The sequence below is a fragment of the Janthinobacterium sp. NKUCC06_STL genome, from assembly GCF_019345455.1.
Lineage (GTDB): Bacteria > Pseudomonadota > Gammaproteobacteria > Burkholderiales > Burkholderiaceae_D > Janthinobacterium > Janthinobacterium rivuli.
In genome coordinates, this window is record NZ_JAHKQY010000006.1 from 83,752 (window position 1) to 100,454 (window position 16,703).

Annotated in this window: 14 protein-coding genes; 4 read left to right on the plus strand and 10 right to left on the minus strand. The window is 64.4% G+C overall.

Annotation, left to right across the window (positions count from 1 at the left end; translation table 11 throughout):
• Positions 1-19: 19 nt before the first annotated feature.
• The 3 genes from galK to galT are packed head-to-tail and all read right to left on the minus strand — an operon-like array spanning position 20 to position 3,299.
• Positions 20-1,087 (minus strand): galactokinase, encoded by a 1,068-nt coding sequence (galK, locus tag KO539_RS19235; RefSeq protein ID WP_219310959.1) that lies wholly within the window; start codon positions 1,085-1,087, stop codon positions 20-22.
• On the minus strand, positions 1,084-2,199 hold the full coding sequence (locus KO539_RS19240; protein ID WP_219310960.1) for a peptidase M24: 1,116 nt from the start codon (positions 2,197-2,199) through the stop codon (positions 1,084-1,086). The genes galK and KO539_RS19240 overlap by 4 nt, the downstream gene beginning before the upstream one ends.
• The gene (gene galT, locus KO539_RS19245) at positions 2,196-3,299 is read right to left on the minus strand and encodes a galactose-1-phosphate uridylyltransferase (RefSeq protein WP_219310961.1); all 1,104 of its coding nucleotides are present in this window, start codon (positions 3,297-3,299) and stop codon (positions 2,196-2,198) included. Before galT ends, KO539_RS19240 begins: the two co-directional genes overlap by 4 nt.
• A gap of 260 nt (positions 3,300-3,559) precedes the next feature.
• Between galT and KO539_RS19250 the strand changes: the two genes are divergently transcribed.
• Both KO539_RS19250 and KO539_RS19255 read left to right on the plus strand, forming a co-directional pair.
• Entirely contained in the window at positions 3,560-4,558 is a 999-nt protein-coding gene (locus KO539_RS19250; protein ID WP_176389385.1) for an LLM class flavin-dependent oxidoreductase, read from the plus strand.
• 147 nt (positions 4,559-4,705) lie between these two features.
• Entirely contained in the window at positions 4,706-5,920 is a 1,215-nt protein-coding gene (locus tag KO539_RS19255; RefSeq protein WP_219310962.1) for an MFS transporter, read from the plus strand.
• A 1-nt stretch (position 5,921) separates the two neighbouring features.
• On the opposite strand, the gene KO539_RS19260 is transcribed toward KO539_RS19255, so the two are convergent.
• Positions 5,922-6,839 (minus strand): LysR substrate-binding domain-containing protein, encoded by a 918-nt coding sequence (locus KO539_RS19260; RefSeq protein WP_219310963.1) that lies wholly within the window; start codon positions 6,837-6,839, stop codon positions 5,922-5,924.
• A 174-nt stretch (positions 6,840-7,013) separates the two neighbouring features.
• Here KO539_RS19260 and KO539_RS19265 point away from each other — a divergent pair, with 174 nt between their 5' ends.
• Entirely contained in the window at positions 7,014-8,027 is a 1,014-nt protein-coding gene (locus tag KO539_RS19265) for an NAD(P)-dependent alcohol dehydrogenase (RefSeq protein ID WP_219310964.1), read from the plus strand.
• 40 nt (positions 8,028-8,067) lie between these two features.
• Here KO539_RS19265 and KO539_RS19270 read toward each other — a convergent pair whose 3' ends face one another.
• The 6 genes from KO539_RS19270 to KO539_RS19295 all read right to left on the minus strand — a co-directional run bounded on the left by KO539_RS19270 (position 8,068) and on the right by KO539_RS19295 (position 15,385).
• On the minus strand, positions 8,068-9,687 hold the full coding sequence (locus KO539_RS19270) for a M28 family peptidase (protein ID WP_219310965.1): 1,620 nt from the start codon (positions 9,685-9,687) through the stop codon (positions 8,068-8,070).
• 136 nt (positions 9,688-9,823) lie between these two features.
• The gene (locus KO539_RS19275; RefSeq protein ID WP_099379493.1) at positions 9,824-10,660 is read right to left on the minus strand and encodes an HDOD domain-containing protein; all 837 of its coding nucleotides are present in this window, start codon (positions 10,658-10,660) and stop codon (positions 9,824-9,826) included.
• 121 nt (positions 10,661-10,781) lie between these two features.
• Complete coding sequence (locus KO539_RS19280) at positions 10,782-11,858, minus strand: BMP family ABC transporter substrate-binding protein (RefSeq protein WP_219310966.1); 1,077 nt, start codon at positions 11,856-11,858, stop codon at positions 10,782-10,784.
• 21 nt (positions 11,859-11,879) lie between these two features.
• Positions 11,880-12,809: an ABC transporter permease gene (locus KO539_RS19285; RefSeq protein WP_219310967.1), complete on the minus strand. Its 930-nt coding sequence runs from the start codon at positions 12,807-12,809 to the stop codon at positions 11,880-11,882.
• Entirely contained in the window at positions 12,802-13,878 is a 1,077-nt protein-coding gene (locus KO539_RS19290; RefSeq protein ID WP_219310968.1) for an ABC transporter permease, read from the minus strand. The genes KO539_RS19285 and KO539_RS19290 overlap by 8 nt, the downstream gene beginning before the upstream one ends.
• Entirely contained in the window at positions 13,871-15,385 is a 1,515-nt protein-coding gene (locus tag KO539_RS19295; protein WP_219310969.1) for an ABC transporter ATP-binding protein, read from the minus strand. The genes KO539_RS19290 and KO539_RS19295 overlap by 8 nt, the downstream gene beginning before the upstream one ends.
• Before the next feature lie 389 nt (positions 15,386-15,774).
• Between KO539_RS19295 and KO539_RS19300 the strand changes: the two genes are divergently transcribed.
• Entirely contained in the window at positions 15,775-16,638 is an 864-nt protein-coding gene (locus tag KO539_RS19300; RefSeq protein WP_374106458.1) for an outer envelope protein, read from the plus strand.
• The last annotated feature ends 65 nt before the right edge of the window (positions 16,639-16,703 follow it).

Sequence of the window (16,703 nt, forward strand, 5' to 3'; positions counted from 1 at the left end):
GAGCAAGATCAAACCACGCTCATGCCAAGGGAACCACCATGCGTGCGCTGTGTCCGGCAGCGTTAAAGCGCTGTACCACCGCGCGCCCCGCGCTGGCGGCGCAGTGCTTGCGGCACAGGGCCACGCAAGCGCCGCCAAAACCGGCGCCCGTCAGGCGCGCGCCGTACACGGCGGACTGCGCCGACAGCAGCGCCACCAGCGCATCGAGCGCCGGCAGCGACACTTCGTAATCGTCGCGCAAGCTGGCGTGCGACAGCGTCATCAACTGGCCAAAAAGCACGGGACCATGCTGGCCGCACGCTTGCAGCACGCGCAGGTTTTCGCTGACCACATGGCGCGCGCGGCGGCGGTACGGTTCGGGCAAGCCGTCCACCATGGACGGCTCGCGCAGGTCGCGCAGCGCCGCCACGCCCAGCAGGCGCGCCGCCTGTTCGCACTCGGCGCGCCGCTCGTTGTACTTGCTGCCGGCCAAGGTGCGCGGCATGCCGCTGTCGATGACCAGCACCTCGCTGTCGCCAGGCAAGTCGAGCAATTCATGCTGCAGGGTACGCGCATCGAGCAGCAGCATGTGGCGCTCGTCGGCCAGGCTGGACGCCATCTGGTCCATCACGCCGCAATTGACCTGCGCATAGCGGATTTCCGCCTGCTGCCCCATCAGCGCCAGCGACACGTCGTCAATCGACAGCCCCAGCAACTGGCGCAGCGCGCGCAGCATGGCGATTTCCAGCGCCGCGCTGCTCGACAGGCCGGCGCCCGGCGGCACGTCCGATTCGATATGCGCGCGCACGGCCGGCACCGCCACGCCGCGCTCCTCGAGCAGGCGGATGCAGCCTTCCAGGTAGCGGCCGAAGCCGGGCGGCGCGGCGCACTGGTGCTCGAAACGCACGAGCTCATCAAGGGTTGCCGAATAGAACTGATGGTGTCCGTCGGCGGCCAGCGCCAGCCTCACCCGCGTGCGTTGCGGCGTGGCGCACGGCAGCATGTAGCCATCGTTGTAGTCCGTATGCTCGCCCAGCAGGTTGACCCTGCCGGGCGCCGAGGCATCCACCACGGGGCTGGCGCCGAAATACGCCTCGGGGGTGATCATGGCAACTCCAGGGTCAGCGGACGCAGCCGCCCCTGCACGGAGGTGGCCGGCCAGTCCGGGTCGCAAGTCAGGTTGTGCAGGTGCCCGCCGCTGAGCAGGAAAGTGTCTTCCACCATGCTGCCGGGCAAGGTGGGATGGAAGGCCAGGGCCATGCCCTCCTTCAGGGCGATTTCCGTGTGCGCGCCGGCGGCCACTTCGGGCGAGCGGTAGCCGGCGATGCCGCCCTGCCGGTATTCGTGCACCGTATCGGGCTGGCCCGCATACGCGTACGCGCTGTCGAGCGCGTGATACACCATGCTCAGCGCGTGGCCCACTTCGCAGGCATCGAGCGCCACCGCTTCCAGCGCTAAGATGGCCGCGTCCGCTTCGCCGATGCCGTCGCGCACGGGATGGACGGGAACGAAGCGGCGCTGGCGGCTCAGGCTGGCGCACAGGCCGAAACGCTGCGCGCACAGCGCCAGCACGGCCCGTTCGCCCAGCGGCGACGCGGCCGGCGGCGCGCGCCGGTAGCGCACGAAGCGCTCGGCGCCCGCCGCCAGCACGTACACGGCGTGCAGGCCGCGCGACCACAGGGCGCGGGCGCAGGCGCCGGCCAGCTCCTGCTCGCTCCAGTCGGGACGCGCGGCACGCAGCGCTTCGCTGGCGGCAGCGGCGGCCAGGCGTCCCACTTCGCGGTAGCGCGCCTGTTCCGAGGCCAGCAAGGGCAAGCGCTCTTCGCGCAGCACGACGGGCAGGCTGCGTTCATGCAGGCCCGGCCGGTCGCACAGCACGGGCCGCCCGCCCGCCGCATGCTGCACGAAATGCTCGCGCAATTCGGCCATCCGCGGCTGCATCCACGGCGTCACTTGCCAGGTCCAGCTGCCGCGCACTTCTTCCTGGCGCAGCCGCTGCGCCTCGGCCGCATCGGTCAGGATGTAGGCAGCATCGCGCGTGACGAGCACCTCGGCACAGCCGCACTCGGCCATCTGGCAGATGCTGCCCGACGCACCCGCCGTGGCCCAGGCGAACCAGTCCACGCCGCGCAGGCGCAGCGCGCCCGCCCGCTCCTGCTCCAGCCAGCCGCGCATCTGCGCCAGTTTATGTGCAATTTCCAGTTCAACATTCCAATTCATGCGATCTCTCCCGCCATTTCCCATGCCACGCGCACTTCCTGCAACTGCCGCGCCGATTCCTCGGGCAAGGCATCCATGGCGTACATGCCAGCACCCAGCTCCGTGCCGGCCAGGTATTTGAGCCGTTCGCGCGTGCGGTACGGCGGATAAAACTGCGCGTGCAGCTGCGTTTCCGGATGTGCGCACCCGTCCGGCGGCGCCTGGTACCAGGCCATCAGATAGGGCATCTCGCGCTGCCACAGGGCGTCGTATTTCAGCAAGACGGTTTTCAGCGCGCGTGCCAGATCCTCGCGCTGCCCGGCCGACAAGGCCGCAAAGCTGTCCGTCTGCCGCAGCGGCATCACCCACGCTTCATACGGGTAGCGGGCGCAGGCGGGAACAAAAGCGATGGCTTCCGGTCCCAGATACAGCAAGCGCGCGCCGCCATCGGCTTCGCGCCGCGCCATGTCCACCAGCAAGGCCTGGCCATGCTCGGCAAAATACGCGCGCTCCTGCGCCAGCATGCGGGCCGGCACGGGCGGGACAAAGGGATAGGCGTAGATCTGGCCGTGCGGATGGTGCAGGGTCACGCCCACTTCCGCGCCACGGTTTTCGAACGGCAGCACATAGGCGATGCCGGGCCGCTTGGCAAGCTCTTGCGTGCGTTCGGCCCACGCTTGCAGCAGCAAGACGATGTGACTGACAGGCAAGGTGCCCAGCGAGGCACTGGCATCCTGGGCAAACACCACCACTTCGCAGTGGCCGCCAGCAGGCGCCGTGGCGACCGTCAAGGCGGGCGGGTCATGGGCATGCAATGCCAGGGTGGGAAAACGGTTGTCGAAGACGGCGATATCATAATCGCCGGCAGGCAACTCCGTCGGATGCGCGGGATCGCGCGTAGGCGCCAGCGGGTTGTACTGTGCTGGAGGGAGAAAGGTGCGGCCCTGGCGATAGGCCGCGTACGCCACCCACTCGCCGCGCAAGGGGTGCCAGCGCAAGTGCGGATTGGCTTCCTGCGGCAAGGGGAAAGGACTCGGTGCAACGCCAGCGACGACGATGGGACGCCGGCTGTAGAGAGTCAGCTGGCGCCCGTCGGGCTTGGCAAGTTGCTTGCAATACATGATGTTTCACAATCTTAAGACATGAATTCTTAAGACTGGGGCTGGCAAGGAAAGTTCCAGAGTTTGCGGCGATTTCACCAGTTCAAGCAGCACCGGCCCCAGCCGCCACGAGTTTTTTACCGATCAGTACGCAAATTCCCGATTCGCATTATCATGTGCACAGCCTGTCATCCCTGCCGCTTTCAAGGCCGACCCTATTGTCGTCAGGGGATAGACAAATCGTCCATTGTGATTTTCAACCACGTCCCGATATCGCTACCATGACTCCATTTTCCATACTCGACCTGGCCCCCATCGCCGAAGGCAGCGACGCCAGCCAGTCGTTCAAGAACACGCTCGACCTGGCGCAGCACGGCGAACGCTGGGGCTATAACCGCTACTGGCTGGCCGAACACCACGGCATGCCCGGCATCGCCAGCGCCGCCACGGCCGTCGTCATCGCCCATGTGGCGGCCGGCACGAAAACCATCCGCGTGGGTGCCGGCGGCGTGATGCTGCCGAACCACTCGCCGCTCGTCATAGCGGAACAGTTTGGCACCCTGGAAGCGCTGCATCCGGGCCGCATCGACCTGGGCCTGGGCCGCGCGCCCGGCTCCGACCAGACGACGGCGCGCGCCCTGCGCCGCGACCTGCAATCGGACGCGGAGCAGTTCCCGCAGGACGTACAGGAATTGATCGACTATATGTCCGACGAGCCGCGCCAGCGCGTGCTGGCCGTGCCCGGCAAGGGCGCGAAAGTGCCCGTGTGGATACTCGGGTCGAGCCTGTTTGGCGCCCAGCTGGCCGCCCACCTGGGCTTGCCGTATGCCTTCGCCTCGCACTTCGCGCCGCAAATGATGATGCAAGCCGTGGCCTACTACCGCGAACACTTCAAGCCGTCCAAACAATTGGCGAAACCGTACGTGATGCTGGGCTTTAACGTCTTTGCCGCCGACACGGATGCCGAGGCGCACCTGCGCGCCACGTCGATGCAGCAAGCGTTCGTCAACCTGCGCACGGGCCGCCCGTCGCGTTTGCAGCCGCCCGTGCCTGGCTACCTCGAGCAACTGGGCCCGCAGGAACGCGCCATGCTCGATTCCGTCCTGTCCTGCACCGCCATCGGCGCGCCAGACACCGTCAAGGCGAAGATGGCCGCCTTCATCGCCGAAACGGGCGCCGACGAACTGATGATCACATCGCAGATCTTCGACCACCAGCACCGGCTGCGCTCGTATGAAATCACGGCGCAGGTGCATGCGGAGCTGGCACGCGCTGCTTAAGTTTTAACTCTCCTCGGTATATCCCCCTATACCCTTTTCCCGGCCGTCGGCAACGATCGCCGGGATTTTTTTGCCTGCCCGGCAAGAAATGCGCAGCCCCGCTATCATGTCCATCCAAAAGCATCATTCCAAGAAAGTTGTAACCGCATGAAATCCGCACCATCGAATGTCGACGCCAGCGCCCTGCTGACGTCGACCCGCATCCTGTTGTTCGCCCTGTCCGCCGGCGTGCTCGTCGCCAGCCTCTATTACGTGCAGCCGCTCACGTCCATGCTGGCCGCCTCGTTTGGCGTCAGCGTGCCGCAAGCCGGCTACCTGGTCACGGCCACGCAAATCGGCTATGTGCTGGGCATCGTGTTTCTGGTGCCGCTCAGCGACGTGCTGAACCGCCGCCAGTTACTGACGTGGATGCTGATCGCCAAGATAGCCGCCCTGCTGCTGGCCGCCACCAGCCAGAACATCATCGTCTTTGCCATCGCCAGCGTCTTGATGGGGATCACGTCCAGCGCCTTGATGGTCGTCACGGCCATGGTGGCCTCGTATGCGCCCGACCACAGCCGGGGCCGCATGGTGGGCACCGTGATGACGGGCTTGTTGTTGGGCATCTTGCTGGCGCGTACCGTCTCCGGCACCGTGTCGCAGATCAGCGGAGGCTGGCGCAGTGTCTATGTGCTGGCCGCCATCGTCGTCGCTGCCCTGCTCGTCATGCTGCGCCGCATCCTGCCAAACGAGGCGCCACGCGGCAAGCTGCAATACGGCAAGCTGTTGGCCTCCCTGGCCGACATCATCCGCCAGGAACCGTTGCTGCGTCAGCGCGCCCTGTTCTCGGGCCTGGGCCTGGGTACCTTCAGCGTGTTCTGGACGGGCCTGACCTTTTTGCTCAGCGGCGCGCCGTACCACTATTCGGAAATGCAGATCGGCCTGTTCGGCCTGGCGGGCGCCACGGGCGCCTTTGCCGCCAACACGGCGGGCCGCATGGCCGACCGCGGCTACGCGCGCCAGGCCACCTGGCTGCTGGCCGTCGCCTCGATCGCTGGCTGGGCCTTGATCGGCTTTGGCGCCCATTCGCTGGTGCTGCTGTTGATCGGCATCGTGCTGCTGGACATGGGCGTGATGGGCTTGCAAGTGACGCACCAGTCGATCATCTATAAACTGGCGCCGCATGCGCGGGCAAGGGTCACCACGGTCTTCATCGCTGGCGGCTTCATCGGCGCCTCCGCTGGCTCGGCCCTGGCCAGCGCCAGCTTTGCCGCCGGCGGCTGGCCCGCCCTGTGCATGGTGGGCGGCGCCATGCCGCTGCTGATGCTGATCGTGTGGAGCAAGTACCGGCACACGCAACGGCGCCTTGAGCGGCTAGCCTGATCTAAGCGGCAGAAAAGACGGCGCTGTCGGCCGCGGCCAGGCGCAGCAGTTCATCGATCGTCACCCTGACCTTGGTTGGCATATGCCAGGTTTTCTGCCACAGCACGTGGATGGGCATGGCGGCGCCGGCAATATCGGGCAAGACGGGCAACAAGGCGCCGCTACGCAAGGCCTCGCCTGCCAGCCAGGTCGGCAGCTGCGCCAGGCCGCTGCCGCTCACGCAAGCCTGCAGCAAGGCATCGCCGTCGGCCAATTCATGCCGGGCATGGATTTCCTGCGGCGCGGTTTCTCCCAATTCATTTCTTAACAGCCATGCCGGCCGGTTGCCACGGCGCCAGCCGGCCAGGCAAGCGTGGCTGGCCAGGTCCGCGCGCGTCAAGGGCGTGCCGCGCCGCTGCAAATACGCGGGCGAAGCGCAGATCACCAGATGCTGCTCGCCCAGGCGACGAGCCACCAGATCCGCATGGTTGCCCAAGCTACCGATGCGCACGGCGATATCGATGCCTTCGCCCACCATGTCCACCGCCCTGTCGCGCAGGGAAACGGACAGGTCCAGCCGGGGATGGCGCTCACCCAGCGCCAGCAGGGCTGGCAGAATGTGGCGCCGGCCAAAGGTGGTCGGCAAGTCGATGCGCAGGCGTCCGACGGGCTGCTGGTGGCCGGTGGCCAGGCAGGCTTCGGACTGTTCCAGCTCTTCCAGCACGCGCCGGCAACTGCCCAGATACGCTTCCCCTTCCGTGGTCAGGTCGATGCGACGCGTCGTGCGGTGCAGCAACTGCACGCCCAGGCGCGCTTCCAGCCGCGAGATGCTCTTGCCGACCGCCGAGCCGGTCACGCCCAGCACCTGCGCCGCCGCCGTAAAACTGCCGCCGTCGACGGCCGCGACAAACTCGCGGATGCCTGCAAAACGATCTTCCATGTCACCGCCATTCCAAAAGTGTTGAATGCAATCGTGCACAGTATAAGCAATTCTGGAATCACAGGATGCAGTGCCCGTCTTTTTACCCCCTAACTCTCGCTAGAGGATGCAATTACACTGTCTTCATCGTTGCACGGCCTGGCACTTGCCCGGCATGGCTCACTGGAGAAGAACATGAAAGCATGGCTGTTACAGGATTTCGGCTTGAACAATTTGCAGATGGCAGAGGTGCCGACGCCCGTGCCGCAGGCGGGTGAGCTGCTGGTAAAAGTGGGCGCCGTTTCGCTCAATTTCCGCGACAAGGCGATTGTTGACGGCATCTACGAGCCGCACATGGTGCCAAAACCCCTGATTCCCGTTTCCGACGCCGCCGGCGTGGTGGTGGCCGTGGGCGCCGGCGTGAGCCGTTTCAAGGTGGGCGAGCGCGTCAATTCGCATTTGTATTCGCGCTGGATCGACGGCCCGCCAGGCCCCAACGAACCCGACTATTGCTTCGGTTCGCCGTTGCCGGGCGGCCTGGCCGAATTCATGATCATCCATGAAGACAGCGCCGTCCGGGCGCCAGACATGATGAGCGACGCCGAGGCCGCCACCCTGCCCATCGCCGCCCTCACCGCCTGGTATGCGCTGATGGATGTGGGCAACTTGCAGCCGGGCCAGACAGTGCTGGTGCAAGGCACGGGCGGCGTGTCGATCTTTGCCGCGCAAATCGCCCTGGCGCACGGAGCGCGCGTCATCGCCACCTCCAGCAGCGATGCCAACCTGGCCAGGATCAAGGCGCTGGGCGTCACGGACGGCATCAACTACCGGACGTATCCGCAGTGGGAACAGAAGGTGCTGGAATTGACGGACGGCAAAGGCGTCGACATCACCATCGACGTGGCCGGCGGCGATGGCCTGAACCAGTCCGTTGCCGCCACCAAGGCGGCCGGCGTGATCGCGCAGGTCGGTTTCCTGACGGGACAGACCACGGCGCTGAAACTGATGCCGCTGATCTTCCGCCAGACGACGATACGCGGCATCGCCGTGGCGCCGCGCACCTCGTTCGACCGCATGAACCCGTTCCTGGACAAGCACAATATCAAACCCGTGATCGAGCATGTGTATGCGTTCGAGGAAGCCGTGCAAGCCTATGAGCACCTGTCGCGCGGCGCCTTCGGCAAGGTCGTCATCCAGGTCGCCGGCTAAGCGACCTGGCGACGACCTGGCCGTGCTTGGTTTGCATGGCTTACTTGACGCCGGCCTGCTCGCGCGCCTTGCCAAACGCATCGCCCGCCTTCCAGGCCGGCATCTTCGCCGCGTTGGCCACGGCTAGACCCAGGTTCAGGGTAAATTGCGCCTGCTGCGTCATGCCCGATAAATCCCAGCTGGCGTCGTACTCATCGGTGACTTGATGGTAGCGGGGACCGTAGGCGGCCGCCTTGGCTTTCGATGCGGCCACGTCCTTGATGTACTCGCGTCCGCCATTGATGGAAAACGCGGGCACACCCGCCTTGGCAAAGCTGAAATGGTCGCTGCGGAAGTAGCCGCCGGCCAGGTCGGGACGCGCTTGCGCGATGTGCATGCCCATGGATTTCGCCACCGTGGCGGCCATGGCGCCCAGTTCCGTGCGCTCGCTGCCTTGCGCGCCGATGTCGTGCGTGGCGCCAACAAAGTTCAGGCTGTCCAGGTTCAGCGCGGCAGCCGTCTTGTTCAGGGGCCACAACGGATCGGCCGCGTAGGCGGCGCTACCTAATAAACCCTGCTCCTCGGCCGCCACCCACAGGAATATCTGCGTGCGCTTCGCAGGCTTTTTCACGGCTTCCTGCGCCATGGCCAGCAAGCCGGCCGTGCCCGAGGCATTGTCGACGGCGCCGTTGTAGATGGTATCTCCGGCATCTCCCTGCTTGCCCAGGTGATCCCAGTGGCCGCTGTAGATAACGGCTTCCTCTTTCAGTGTCGGGTCGGTACCCGGCACCATGCCGGCGATATTGAACTGTTCAACCTTGCGCACGGCCGATTTCATTTCACCGCTCAACTTGGCATTCAAGGCGACGGCCTTGAAATCCTTGCTTTCCGCTTGCACACGCAAGGCGTCCAAGTCCTGCCCACTCGCCGCGAACAGGCGACGGGCCGCGTCTTCCGCGATCCAGCCCTGCAGCGGCGTGCCGGCTGTGCGGTCAGCCAATTGAAAACGCTCGCTGCCGCTCCAGCTGTTCTGCACCACGCTCCAGTCGTACGAGGCGGACGGTTTCGTGTGAATCAGCAAGACGCCGGCCGCGCCCTGGCGTTTGGCTTCCTCGAATTTGTAGGTCCAGCGGCCGTAATAAGTCAGCGCCTTGCCAGCGAAACGGTTTGGTTCGGCAGCGGTCGGCTGCGGGTCGTTGACCATCATGACGACGATCTTGTTTTTGACATCGACACCCTTGAAATCGTTCCAGCCCTCTTCCGGCGCCGTGATGCCGTAGCCGACGAAGACGAGCGGCGCGTCGAAGGTGTGCGCGGCAACGGAGTCGCCCGTGGCCCAGACCCAGTCCGGGCCGAACGCCAGCGGCACGGCCTTGCCACCACCCGCCACCGCCTGCAGGCTGCTATCTTGCGGCAAGGATTTCACGCCGGCAATTTGCACGCTCTGGCGGTAGCTATTGCCGCGCACGGGTTTCAAGCCGGCCATCTGCGCCTGGGTTTCCAGGTAGGCCACCGTCAGGTCGGCGCCGCGCTGGCCCGTGCCGCGGCCTTCCAGCAAATCGTTCGACAGGAAGGCCAGGTGGGCGCGCAAAGGCGCTTCCTGCACGATGGGCGAACCGGTCGCGGCTTGGGCGGAAAACGCCAGCGCAGTCAAGGCGAGGGAAGAAAACAGCTTCTGCATAAGATCCTTTGGGTAAGAGGAGGAAAGCGGTCCGGCGGATGGCCGAGCCGGCGATTGTATGCCATGGGGAAAGATGGATCAAAATGCGGACGAAAAAAATCCCCGCAGCAAGGCGGGGATGTCATGGCCGAGTAATTTACACGAGCAAGGCGGCCGCCAGGGATTCGATCTCTTCGGCCGATTCCTCGAGGATGGTGTGCAAGGTGCTGCCGCCGATGCCGAAGTCGATCTTCGCCGCCGCCTGGCGCCGCGCGGCGCTTTCCGGCGGGTGCAAAGGCGAGCCCACGGGCGACAGATCGTTGGCCAGCACCAGGGTCGCGCCCAAGGTGCGGGGCGGGAACGGGCTGCCGCCATGCCACATGCCTTCCACGGCTTGCAAGACCATGTCCGGCACTTGCAGCTGGCGCAGCACGCCGCGGCCGATCAGCTTTTCGCCGTATTCGATCCAGTCTTCGGTATTGTCGTCCAGCAAACCCGGATACTCCTCGGCGCGCGACAGCAGATAAAAGCCGCCCACTTCGTGCACGATGGCGGCGAACATGGCCGTTTCCACGTCCACGTGCGTGACTTTGCGCGCGATCACCTGGCTCAGCGCGGCCACGTGGGCCGTGTGTTCCCACAGCTTGGCCGCCTTGGCGCGCAATTGCGGGTCGGTAATCTGGCTGCCCAGCTGGCGCACGATGACGGACGCCACCATCGACTTTAATGTGGCAAAGCCCAGGCGCGAGACAGCCGCGCGCACATTGGCGATTTCATTGCCGGAACGGTTGTAGGCGGCCGAGTTGGCCAAGGCCACGACCCGGGCCGACAGCAGCGGCTCGGCCATGACCATGCGGGCGGCCGCTTCGATATGGCAATCGGGGTCGTCCAGCGCTTCCTGCAGCTTCAAGGTGGCCTTGACGTTGGCGGGGAACGTCAGCTCGCCCTTGCTCGCTTGCAACGCGATAATCTTGAATACTTCCAGTCTGTCCATGGGTCAATCTCCGGTACGGGCCTGTTCAGGCTCTGCTGTGTGGATGGGCCGGGAATGCGCATGTATCCCCGGCCTGGCTCCCGTTTCCGGCAATATTACAGCAAGTTCAAACTCAAACCTATTACTTTCCGGAAACTTTCCCTGCCACGCCTTCGACAAAATAATCCATCTTCGTCAGCGCCGCATCGTCCAGCACGCCTTTGTCCAGGCGCACCTTGCCATCGTTATCCTTGATCGGCGCGCTGAACGGATTGAGCTTGCCAGCAACCAAGTCTTTCTCGCGCGCCAATACAAACTGTTTCACGTCGGCCGGCACGGCGGCGTTGATGCCTTCCAGCTTGACCATGCCATCCTTGATGCCGCCCCAGGTGCTGCTGGTTTTCCACGTGCCGTCCAGCACGGCTTGCGCCTGCTTCGTATAGTAGTCGCCCCAATGGTGGGTGACGGCGGCCAGCTGCGCCTTCGGACCATACTTTTTCATGTCCGAATGGTAGGCGATCGCATACTTGCCCTTTTCTTCGGCCGCCTGCACCACGGCGGTCGAGTCCGTGTGATGGGTGACCACGTCAGCGCCCTGGCCGATCAGGGTGATGGCCGCGTCGCGCTCCTTGCCCGGATCGAACCAGCTATTGACCCACACCACTTTCACTTCCGCCTTGGGGTCGACGCTGCGCATGCCGCGCGTAAAGGCGTTAACGCCCTGCAACACTTCCGGGATCGGGAATGCCGCCACGTAGCCGGCCACATGCGTCTTGCTCATCTTGCCTGCCAACACGCCGGCCAGGTAGCGGCCCTCGTAGAAACGCGCATTCGTGTTGGCCACGTTGACGGCCGTCTTGTAGCCCGTCAAATGAATGAACTTCACATTAGGAAATTGTTTCGCCACTTTCAAGGTAGGATTCATGTAGCCGAACGAGGTAGTGATGACCAGCTTGCTGCCCGTTTGCGCCAGGTCGCGGATGACCCGTTCCGCATCGGCGCTTTCCGGCACGTTTTCCACGTACTTGGTAGTGATCTTGCTGCCCAGCGCTTTTTCCATTTCCTTGCGGGCCAGATCATGCTGGGTGGTCCAGCCCGCGTCGCCGATGGGGCTGATATACACGAAGCCGACATTCAGCGGAGCGGCGGCGGGCGCGGCGGCCATGGCGGGCATCAAAATCGCACTGCAGACGGCGGCGCACAACAGTTTCTTGGACATGGTTTTCCTTGTGGTCAGTGATTAATTTCCGGGATTGAAATTTTTCCCCAGCGAAGCGGGCATGTTGAGCTTGATGTAATTGGCATTGCTGGAGATCAGTACCAGCACGACGATGGCCGCCAGGTAGGGCAACATCGACAGCAGTTGCGATGCAATCGGCACACCCAGCGCCTGCGCGTGGAACGTCAGAATCGTGATGCCGCCGAACAGGTAGGCGCCGCCCACCACGCGCGCGGGGCGCCAGGTGGCAAACGTGGTCAGCGCCAGCGCGATCCATCCCCGTCCCGCCACCATGCCCTCGACCCACAGCGGCGTGTACACGAGCGATAAAAACGCGCCGGCCAGGCCGCAGCAGGCGCCGCCGAACAGCACGGCCGCCAGGCGGATGCGGCGCACGGGATAGCCGAGCGCATGCGCGGATGCCGGCGACTCGCCCACGGCGCGCAGCACGAGTCCCGCCCGCGTGCGGTACAGAAACCAGGCGATGGCGACGCACAGCAGCAGCGACAGATACACCATCGGATGCTGGCGGAACAGAGCCGGCCCCAGCACGGGAATGTCTTCCAGGAACGGGATGCCGAAGCGGCCGTTCTGCAGGCTGTTGCCCACATACTTCAAGCCGATATACGTGGAGGCACCGGCGCCGAACAGAGATAAAGCCAGGCCCGTCGCGTACTGGTTCGTGCCCAGCCACACGGTCAGCCAGGCAAAGAAACCGGACAGCACCATGCTGGCGCCCGCCCCAGCCAGGAAGCCCAGAGTCGGGCTGCCCGTGTTGACGGCCACGGCAAAGCCCGTGATGGCCGAGACCAGCATCATGCCTTCCGCGCCCAGGTTGACCACGCCCGCCTTTTCATTCACCAATAAACCGAGGGCGGCCAGCATCAGCGGCGTGCCCGCATTGATGCTGGCGGCGACCAGCGGCGCGATGGTCAGCAGCAGGTTATCCATGTTTTCTCCAGCGCAATTTGTATTGAATCAGCACGTCGCAAGCGAGCAAGGCGAACAGCAAGATGCCCTGGAACACGCCCGTGATCGCGCTGGGCAAACCGAGGCGCGATTGCGCCAGTTCGCCGCCGATATAAAACAGGGCCATGACGAAGCTGGAAAAAATCACGCCCACGGGATGCAGCCGCCCCACGAAGGCGACGATGATGGCGGCAAAACCGTAGCCGGGCGAAACCGTGGGCGTCAACTGCCCCATCGGCCCCAGCACTTCGCAGGCGCCCGCCAGGCCCGACAGGGCGCCGCAAATCAGCAGGGATGACCATAAAGTCTTGCGCGAGGAAAAGCCCGCATACCGGGCGGCGGCTGGCGCCATGCCGCCCACGCGCAGGCGGAAACCGGCAATGCTTCTGGATAAGTACAACCAGCCGCCCAGCGAGGCCAGCAAGGCAAACACGATGCCCACGTGCAAGCGCGTATCGCTGATCACCATCGGCAACAGCAAGCCGTCGGACAGCAGTTTCGATTGCGGAAAATTAAACCCTTCCGGGTCGCGCAGCACGCCATATACGAGATAGCTGAGCAGCAATTGGGCGATGTAGACCAGCATCAGCGAGACGAGGATTTCGCTGGCGTTGTAGCGGTCGCGCAGCCACGCCACTAGGCCCGCCCACGCCATGCCGCCCGCCATGCCGGCCAGCAGGGACACGCTGATGATGGCCGCGCCGCCGACGCCGTCATCGAGGTACAGCGCTGCCGCGCCGCCGCAGATGGCGCCCAGGGTCAGCTGGCCTTCCGCGCCGATGTTGTAGATGTTGGCGCGAAAGCAGATGGCCAGGCCCACGGCGATCAACAGCAACGGGGCGACTTTAAGACCCAGCTCGGACCAGCCGTGCGCGTCGCGCAAGGGTTCGACAAAGAAGACAGCGAGACCGGCCAGCGGATCGTGTCCCAGCGCGATAAACAGCAGCGCGCCGCACAGCACGGTCAGCAGCACGGCCAGCACGGGCGACAGCCACGACATCAGCCGCGACGGAGTCGGCCGGGCTTCCAGGCGCAAGGCAAACTTAGCCATGGACAGCCTCCTGCGGCCACAGCCCGCTCATCCACTGCCCCACGAGAGTCACACTGGCCTCGGCCACGTCCAGCGACGGCGAAATTTTTCCCTTCGCCATCACCAGCAAGCGGTCGCTGATGTCGAACAATTCATCGAGTTCCTCCGAGACGACCAGCAGCGCGCAACCGGCGTCGCGCAGCGCCAGCAACTCGGCGCGGATTTGCGCGGCCGCGCCCACGTCCACGCCCCAGGTTGGCTGCGCCACCACCAGCACGGTGGGTTCACGCATGACTTCGCGGCCAACGATGTATTTCTGCAAGTTGCCGCCCGACAGGCTGCGCGCCAGCGCCTGCGGCCCGCCCGCCTTCACCTGGAAGCGGGCGATGATGGCGGCCGCCCGCTGCGCGATCACCTTGTGCCGCACGAAGCCGTGGCGGATGGTGGCCGGTGTCTGCAAGCTCAATAACACGTTGTCGGCCAGCCCCATGTCGGGCACGGCGCCGCGTCCCAGCCTTTCTTCCGGCACGAAGCCGAAGCCCAGAGCGCGGCGGCGGCCCGGCGGCAAGCGTCCTGCCGGCGTGCCATTGAGCACGATGCTGCCTGCGGCGGCGCGCATGTCCTCGCCCGACAGGGCGGCCAGCAATTCCTGCTGGCCATTGCCGGACACGCCCGCGATCCCGACGATCTCGCCCGCGCGCACGTCGAAATGGATATCGATCAATTGTGTGGCGAACGGGTGGCTCTTCGGCAAGTTCAAATTCTTGACGCTCAGCATGGCCGCACCGGGCGTGCGCGCCACGCGCGTGACGGCGGGCGGCTCGGCGCCGATCATCATGCGTGACAGGCTGGCCGCCGACTCTTGCGAGGGGTCGCACACGCCCGCGTTCTTGCCGGCGCGCACCACCGTGCACGTATGGCACAGGGCGCGGATCTCGTCGAGCTTGTGGCTGATGTACAGGATGCTGCAGCCTTCGGCCGCCAGCTGGCGCAAGGTGGTAAACAGTTTTTCCACGGCGCCCGGCGTCAGCACGGACGTCGGCTCGTCGAGGATCAGCAGTTGCGGCTTGGCCAGCAAGGCGCGCACGATTTCCACGCGCTGGCATTCGCCGACGGAAAGCGTGTGCACGTGGCGCTGCGGTTCCAGGTCCAGGCCGTACTGGCGCGCCGTCGCTTCGATGCGCTGCGCCAGCTCCGCCATGTTGGTGCCGGCGGGCAAACCGAGGGCGATGTTTTCCGTCACGGTCAAGGTGTCGAACAGGGAAAAGTGCTGGAACACCATGGCGATGCCCAGCGCCCGCGCGGCCGACGGGTTGGCGATCTCGACTTCGCGGCCATTCCACAGAATACGGCCGCCATCGGGTTGCACGGCGCCGTAGATGATTTTCATCAAGGTCGATTTGCCGGCGCCGTTTTCGCCGAGTACGGCGTGGATTTGTCCGGGCGCGACGGTGAGACAGATGCCGTCATTGGCCACCACGGCCGGATAGCGCTTGCTGATATCGAGTAATTCCAGGCGTGCCGTCATTGTTTTTTTCGTGCCTCGCTGCAGGGTCGCCGGCGTTGGCGCCGGTGGAGAAATTCAAGCTCTTGTCTCTATCGTATCGGCATCCGCGATGCTTGGGGGATGGCGTGGCGGCGCGCATTTCTATTTCCGCAAAAAAACAACACCTGTATACAATTTTGAAAAAAATTATCAGCTTTACAGCGGCCGCCTTGCCCCGCAAGGGCGAGAAGGTGCGATGATTATATGCAAGAAATGATAGTAAGTATGCAGACAAGACATATCGCCCGACGCGGCGCTTCTCGCATCATGGATTGAACGGCGCGTAATTATCCCCATCGCAGCGCTTCATGCGGGCTACACCCCCTGCTATTTCATTTCCCGTTTCCCCACACCGCCATCAGGAGCCGAAAGTGCCAAAAACCATACCGTGTCTGTTGCTCTGCCTCACTACCACCCTCGGCGTGGGCGCAACCGCCCAGGCTGCCGAATGGAGCGATACCGCGCTGAGCTGGCGCGCCGGCAATGATTACCGCGAGCCGTTCAATCCGGACGACATCAAGAAAAACATCTTCGCCATCACGCACGCCAGCGGCTACAAATACGGCAGCAATTTCGTCAACCTCGATTTCCTCATGTCCGACAGCAAGGACCCTGGCGCGCTCGGCAAGACGTCCGGCGCGCAGGAAGCGTACCTGGTGTACCGCAACACCATCGACATCGGCAAGGTGCGCGGCAGCGACATCAAGTTCGGCCCCGTGCGCGGCGTCGGCGTCACCCTCGGTTTCGACGTCAACACCAAGAATGACGTCGGCTACAATTCGCGCAAGCGCATGCTGGTGGCCGGCCCTACCCTGATGTGGGACGTGCCCGGTTTCTTCAACACCAGCCTGCTGTTGCTGCGTGAAAGCAACGCCCCCAGCGGCGCCTTCCCGCCCATCTCGCAAGTGACGGGCCGCTACACGTATAAAACGCACGCCATGCTGACGGGCGCCTGGGGTATCCCGCTGTCGCCGCTGTTCTCGTTCGAAGGATTCTTTAACCTCATCGATTCAAAAGGCAACGATGAAGTGGGCCGCAAGACGGCGGTGGAAACGAACATCGACATGCAGGTGATGTTCGACGTGGGCGCGGCCCTCGGCAGCGCCAAGAACACCTTCCGCGTGGGTCTGGAATACCAGTACTGGAAGAACAAGTTCGGCAACTCGCCCTCCACCACGGGCAACGTGGGGCAAACGGCAAAGACGCCGATGATACGCGCGGAGTACCATTTCTAAAATTCATTGTTACGCATCAACACTCACGGTCGCGCCTGATGCCAGCATGAAGCTTTCCTGCTGGC

What these genes read in the sequence shown, in the direction of transcription:
- galK (WP_219310959.1), bottom strand. Translation starts at nt 1,087, where the DNA reads ATGATCACCCCCGAGGCGTATTTCGGCGCCAGCCCCGTGGTGGATGCC.
- KO539_RS19240 (WP_219310960.1), bottom strand. Translation starts at nt 2,199, where the DNA reads ATGAATTGGAATGTTGAACTGGAAATTGCACATAAACTGGCGCAGATG.
- galT (WP_219310961.1), bottom strand. Translation starts at nt 3,299, where the DNA reads ATGTATTGCAAGCAACTTGCCAAGCCCGACGGGCGCCAGCTGACTCTC.
- KO539_RS19250 (WP_176389385.1), top strand. Translation starts at nt 3,560, where the DNA reads ATGACTCCATTTTCCATACTCGACCTGGCCCCCATCGCCGAAGGCAGC.
- KO539_RS19255 (WP_219310962.1), top strand. Translation starts at nt 4,706, where the DNA reads ATGAAATCCGCACCATCGAATGTCGACGCCAGCGCCCTGCTGACGTCG.
- KO539_RS19260 (WP_219310963.1), bottom strand. Translation starts at nt 6,839, where the DNA reads ATGGAAGATCGTTTTGCAGGCATCCGCGAGTTTGTCGCGGCCGTCGAC.
- KO539_RS19265 (WP_219310964.1), top strand. Translation starts at nt 7,014, where the DNA reads ATGAAAGCATGGCTGTTACAGGATTTCGGCTTGAACAATTTGCAGATG.
- KO539_RS19270 (WP_219310965.1), bottom strand. Translation starts at nt 9,687, where the DNA reads ATGCAGAAGCTGTTTTCTTCCCTCGCCTTGACTGCGCTGGCGTTTTCC.
- KO539_RS19275 (WP_099379493.1), bottom strand. Translation starts at nt 10,660, where the DNA reads ATGGACAGACTGGAAGTATTCAAGATTATCGCGTTGCAAGCGAGCAAG.
- KO539_RS19280 (WP_219310966.1), bottom strand. Translation starts at nt 11,858, where the DNA reads ATGTCCAAGAAACTGTTGTGCGCCGCCGTCTGCAGTGCGATTTTGATG.
- KO539_RS19285 (WP_219310967.1), bottom strand. Translation starts at nt 12,809, where the DNA reads ATGGATAACCTGCTGCTGACCATCGCGCCGCTGGTCGCCGCCAGCATC.
- KO539_RS19290 (WP_219310968.1), bottom strand. Translation starts at nt 13,878, where the DNA reads ATGGCTAAGTTTGCCTTGCGCCTGGAAGCCCGGCCGACTCCGTCGCGG.
- KO539_RS19295 (WP_219310969.1), bottom strand. Translation starts at nt 15,385, where the DNA reads ATGACGGCACGCCTGGAATTACTCGATATCAGCAAGCGCTATCCGGCC.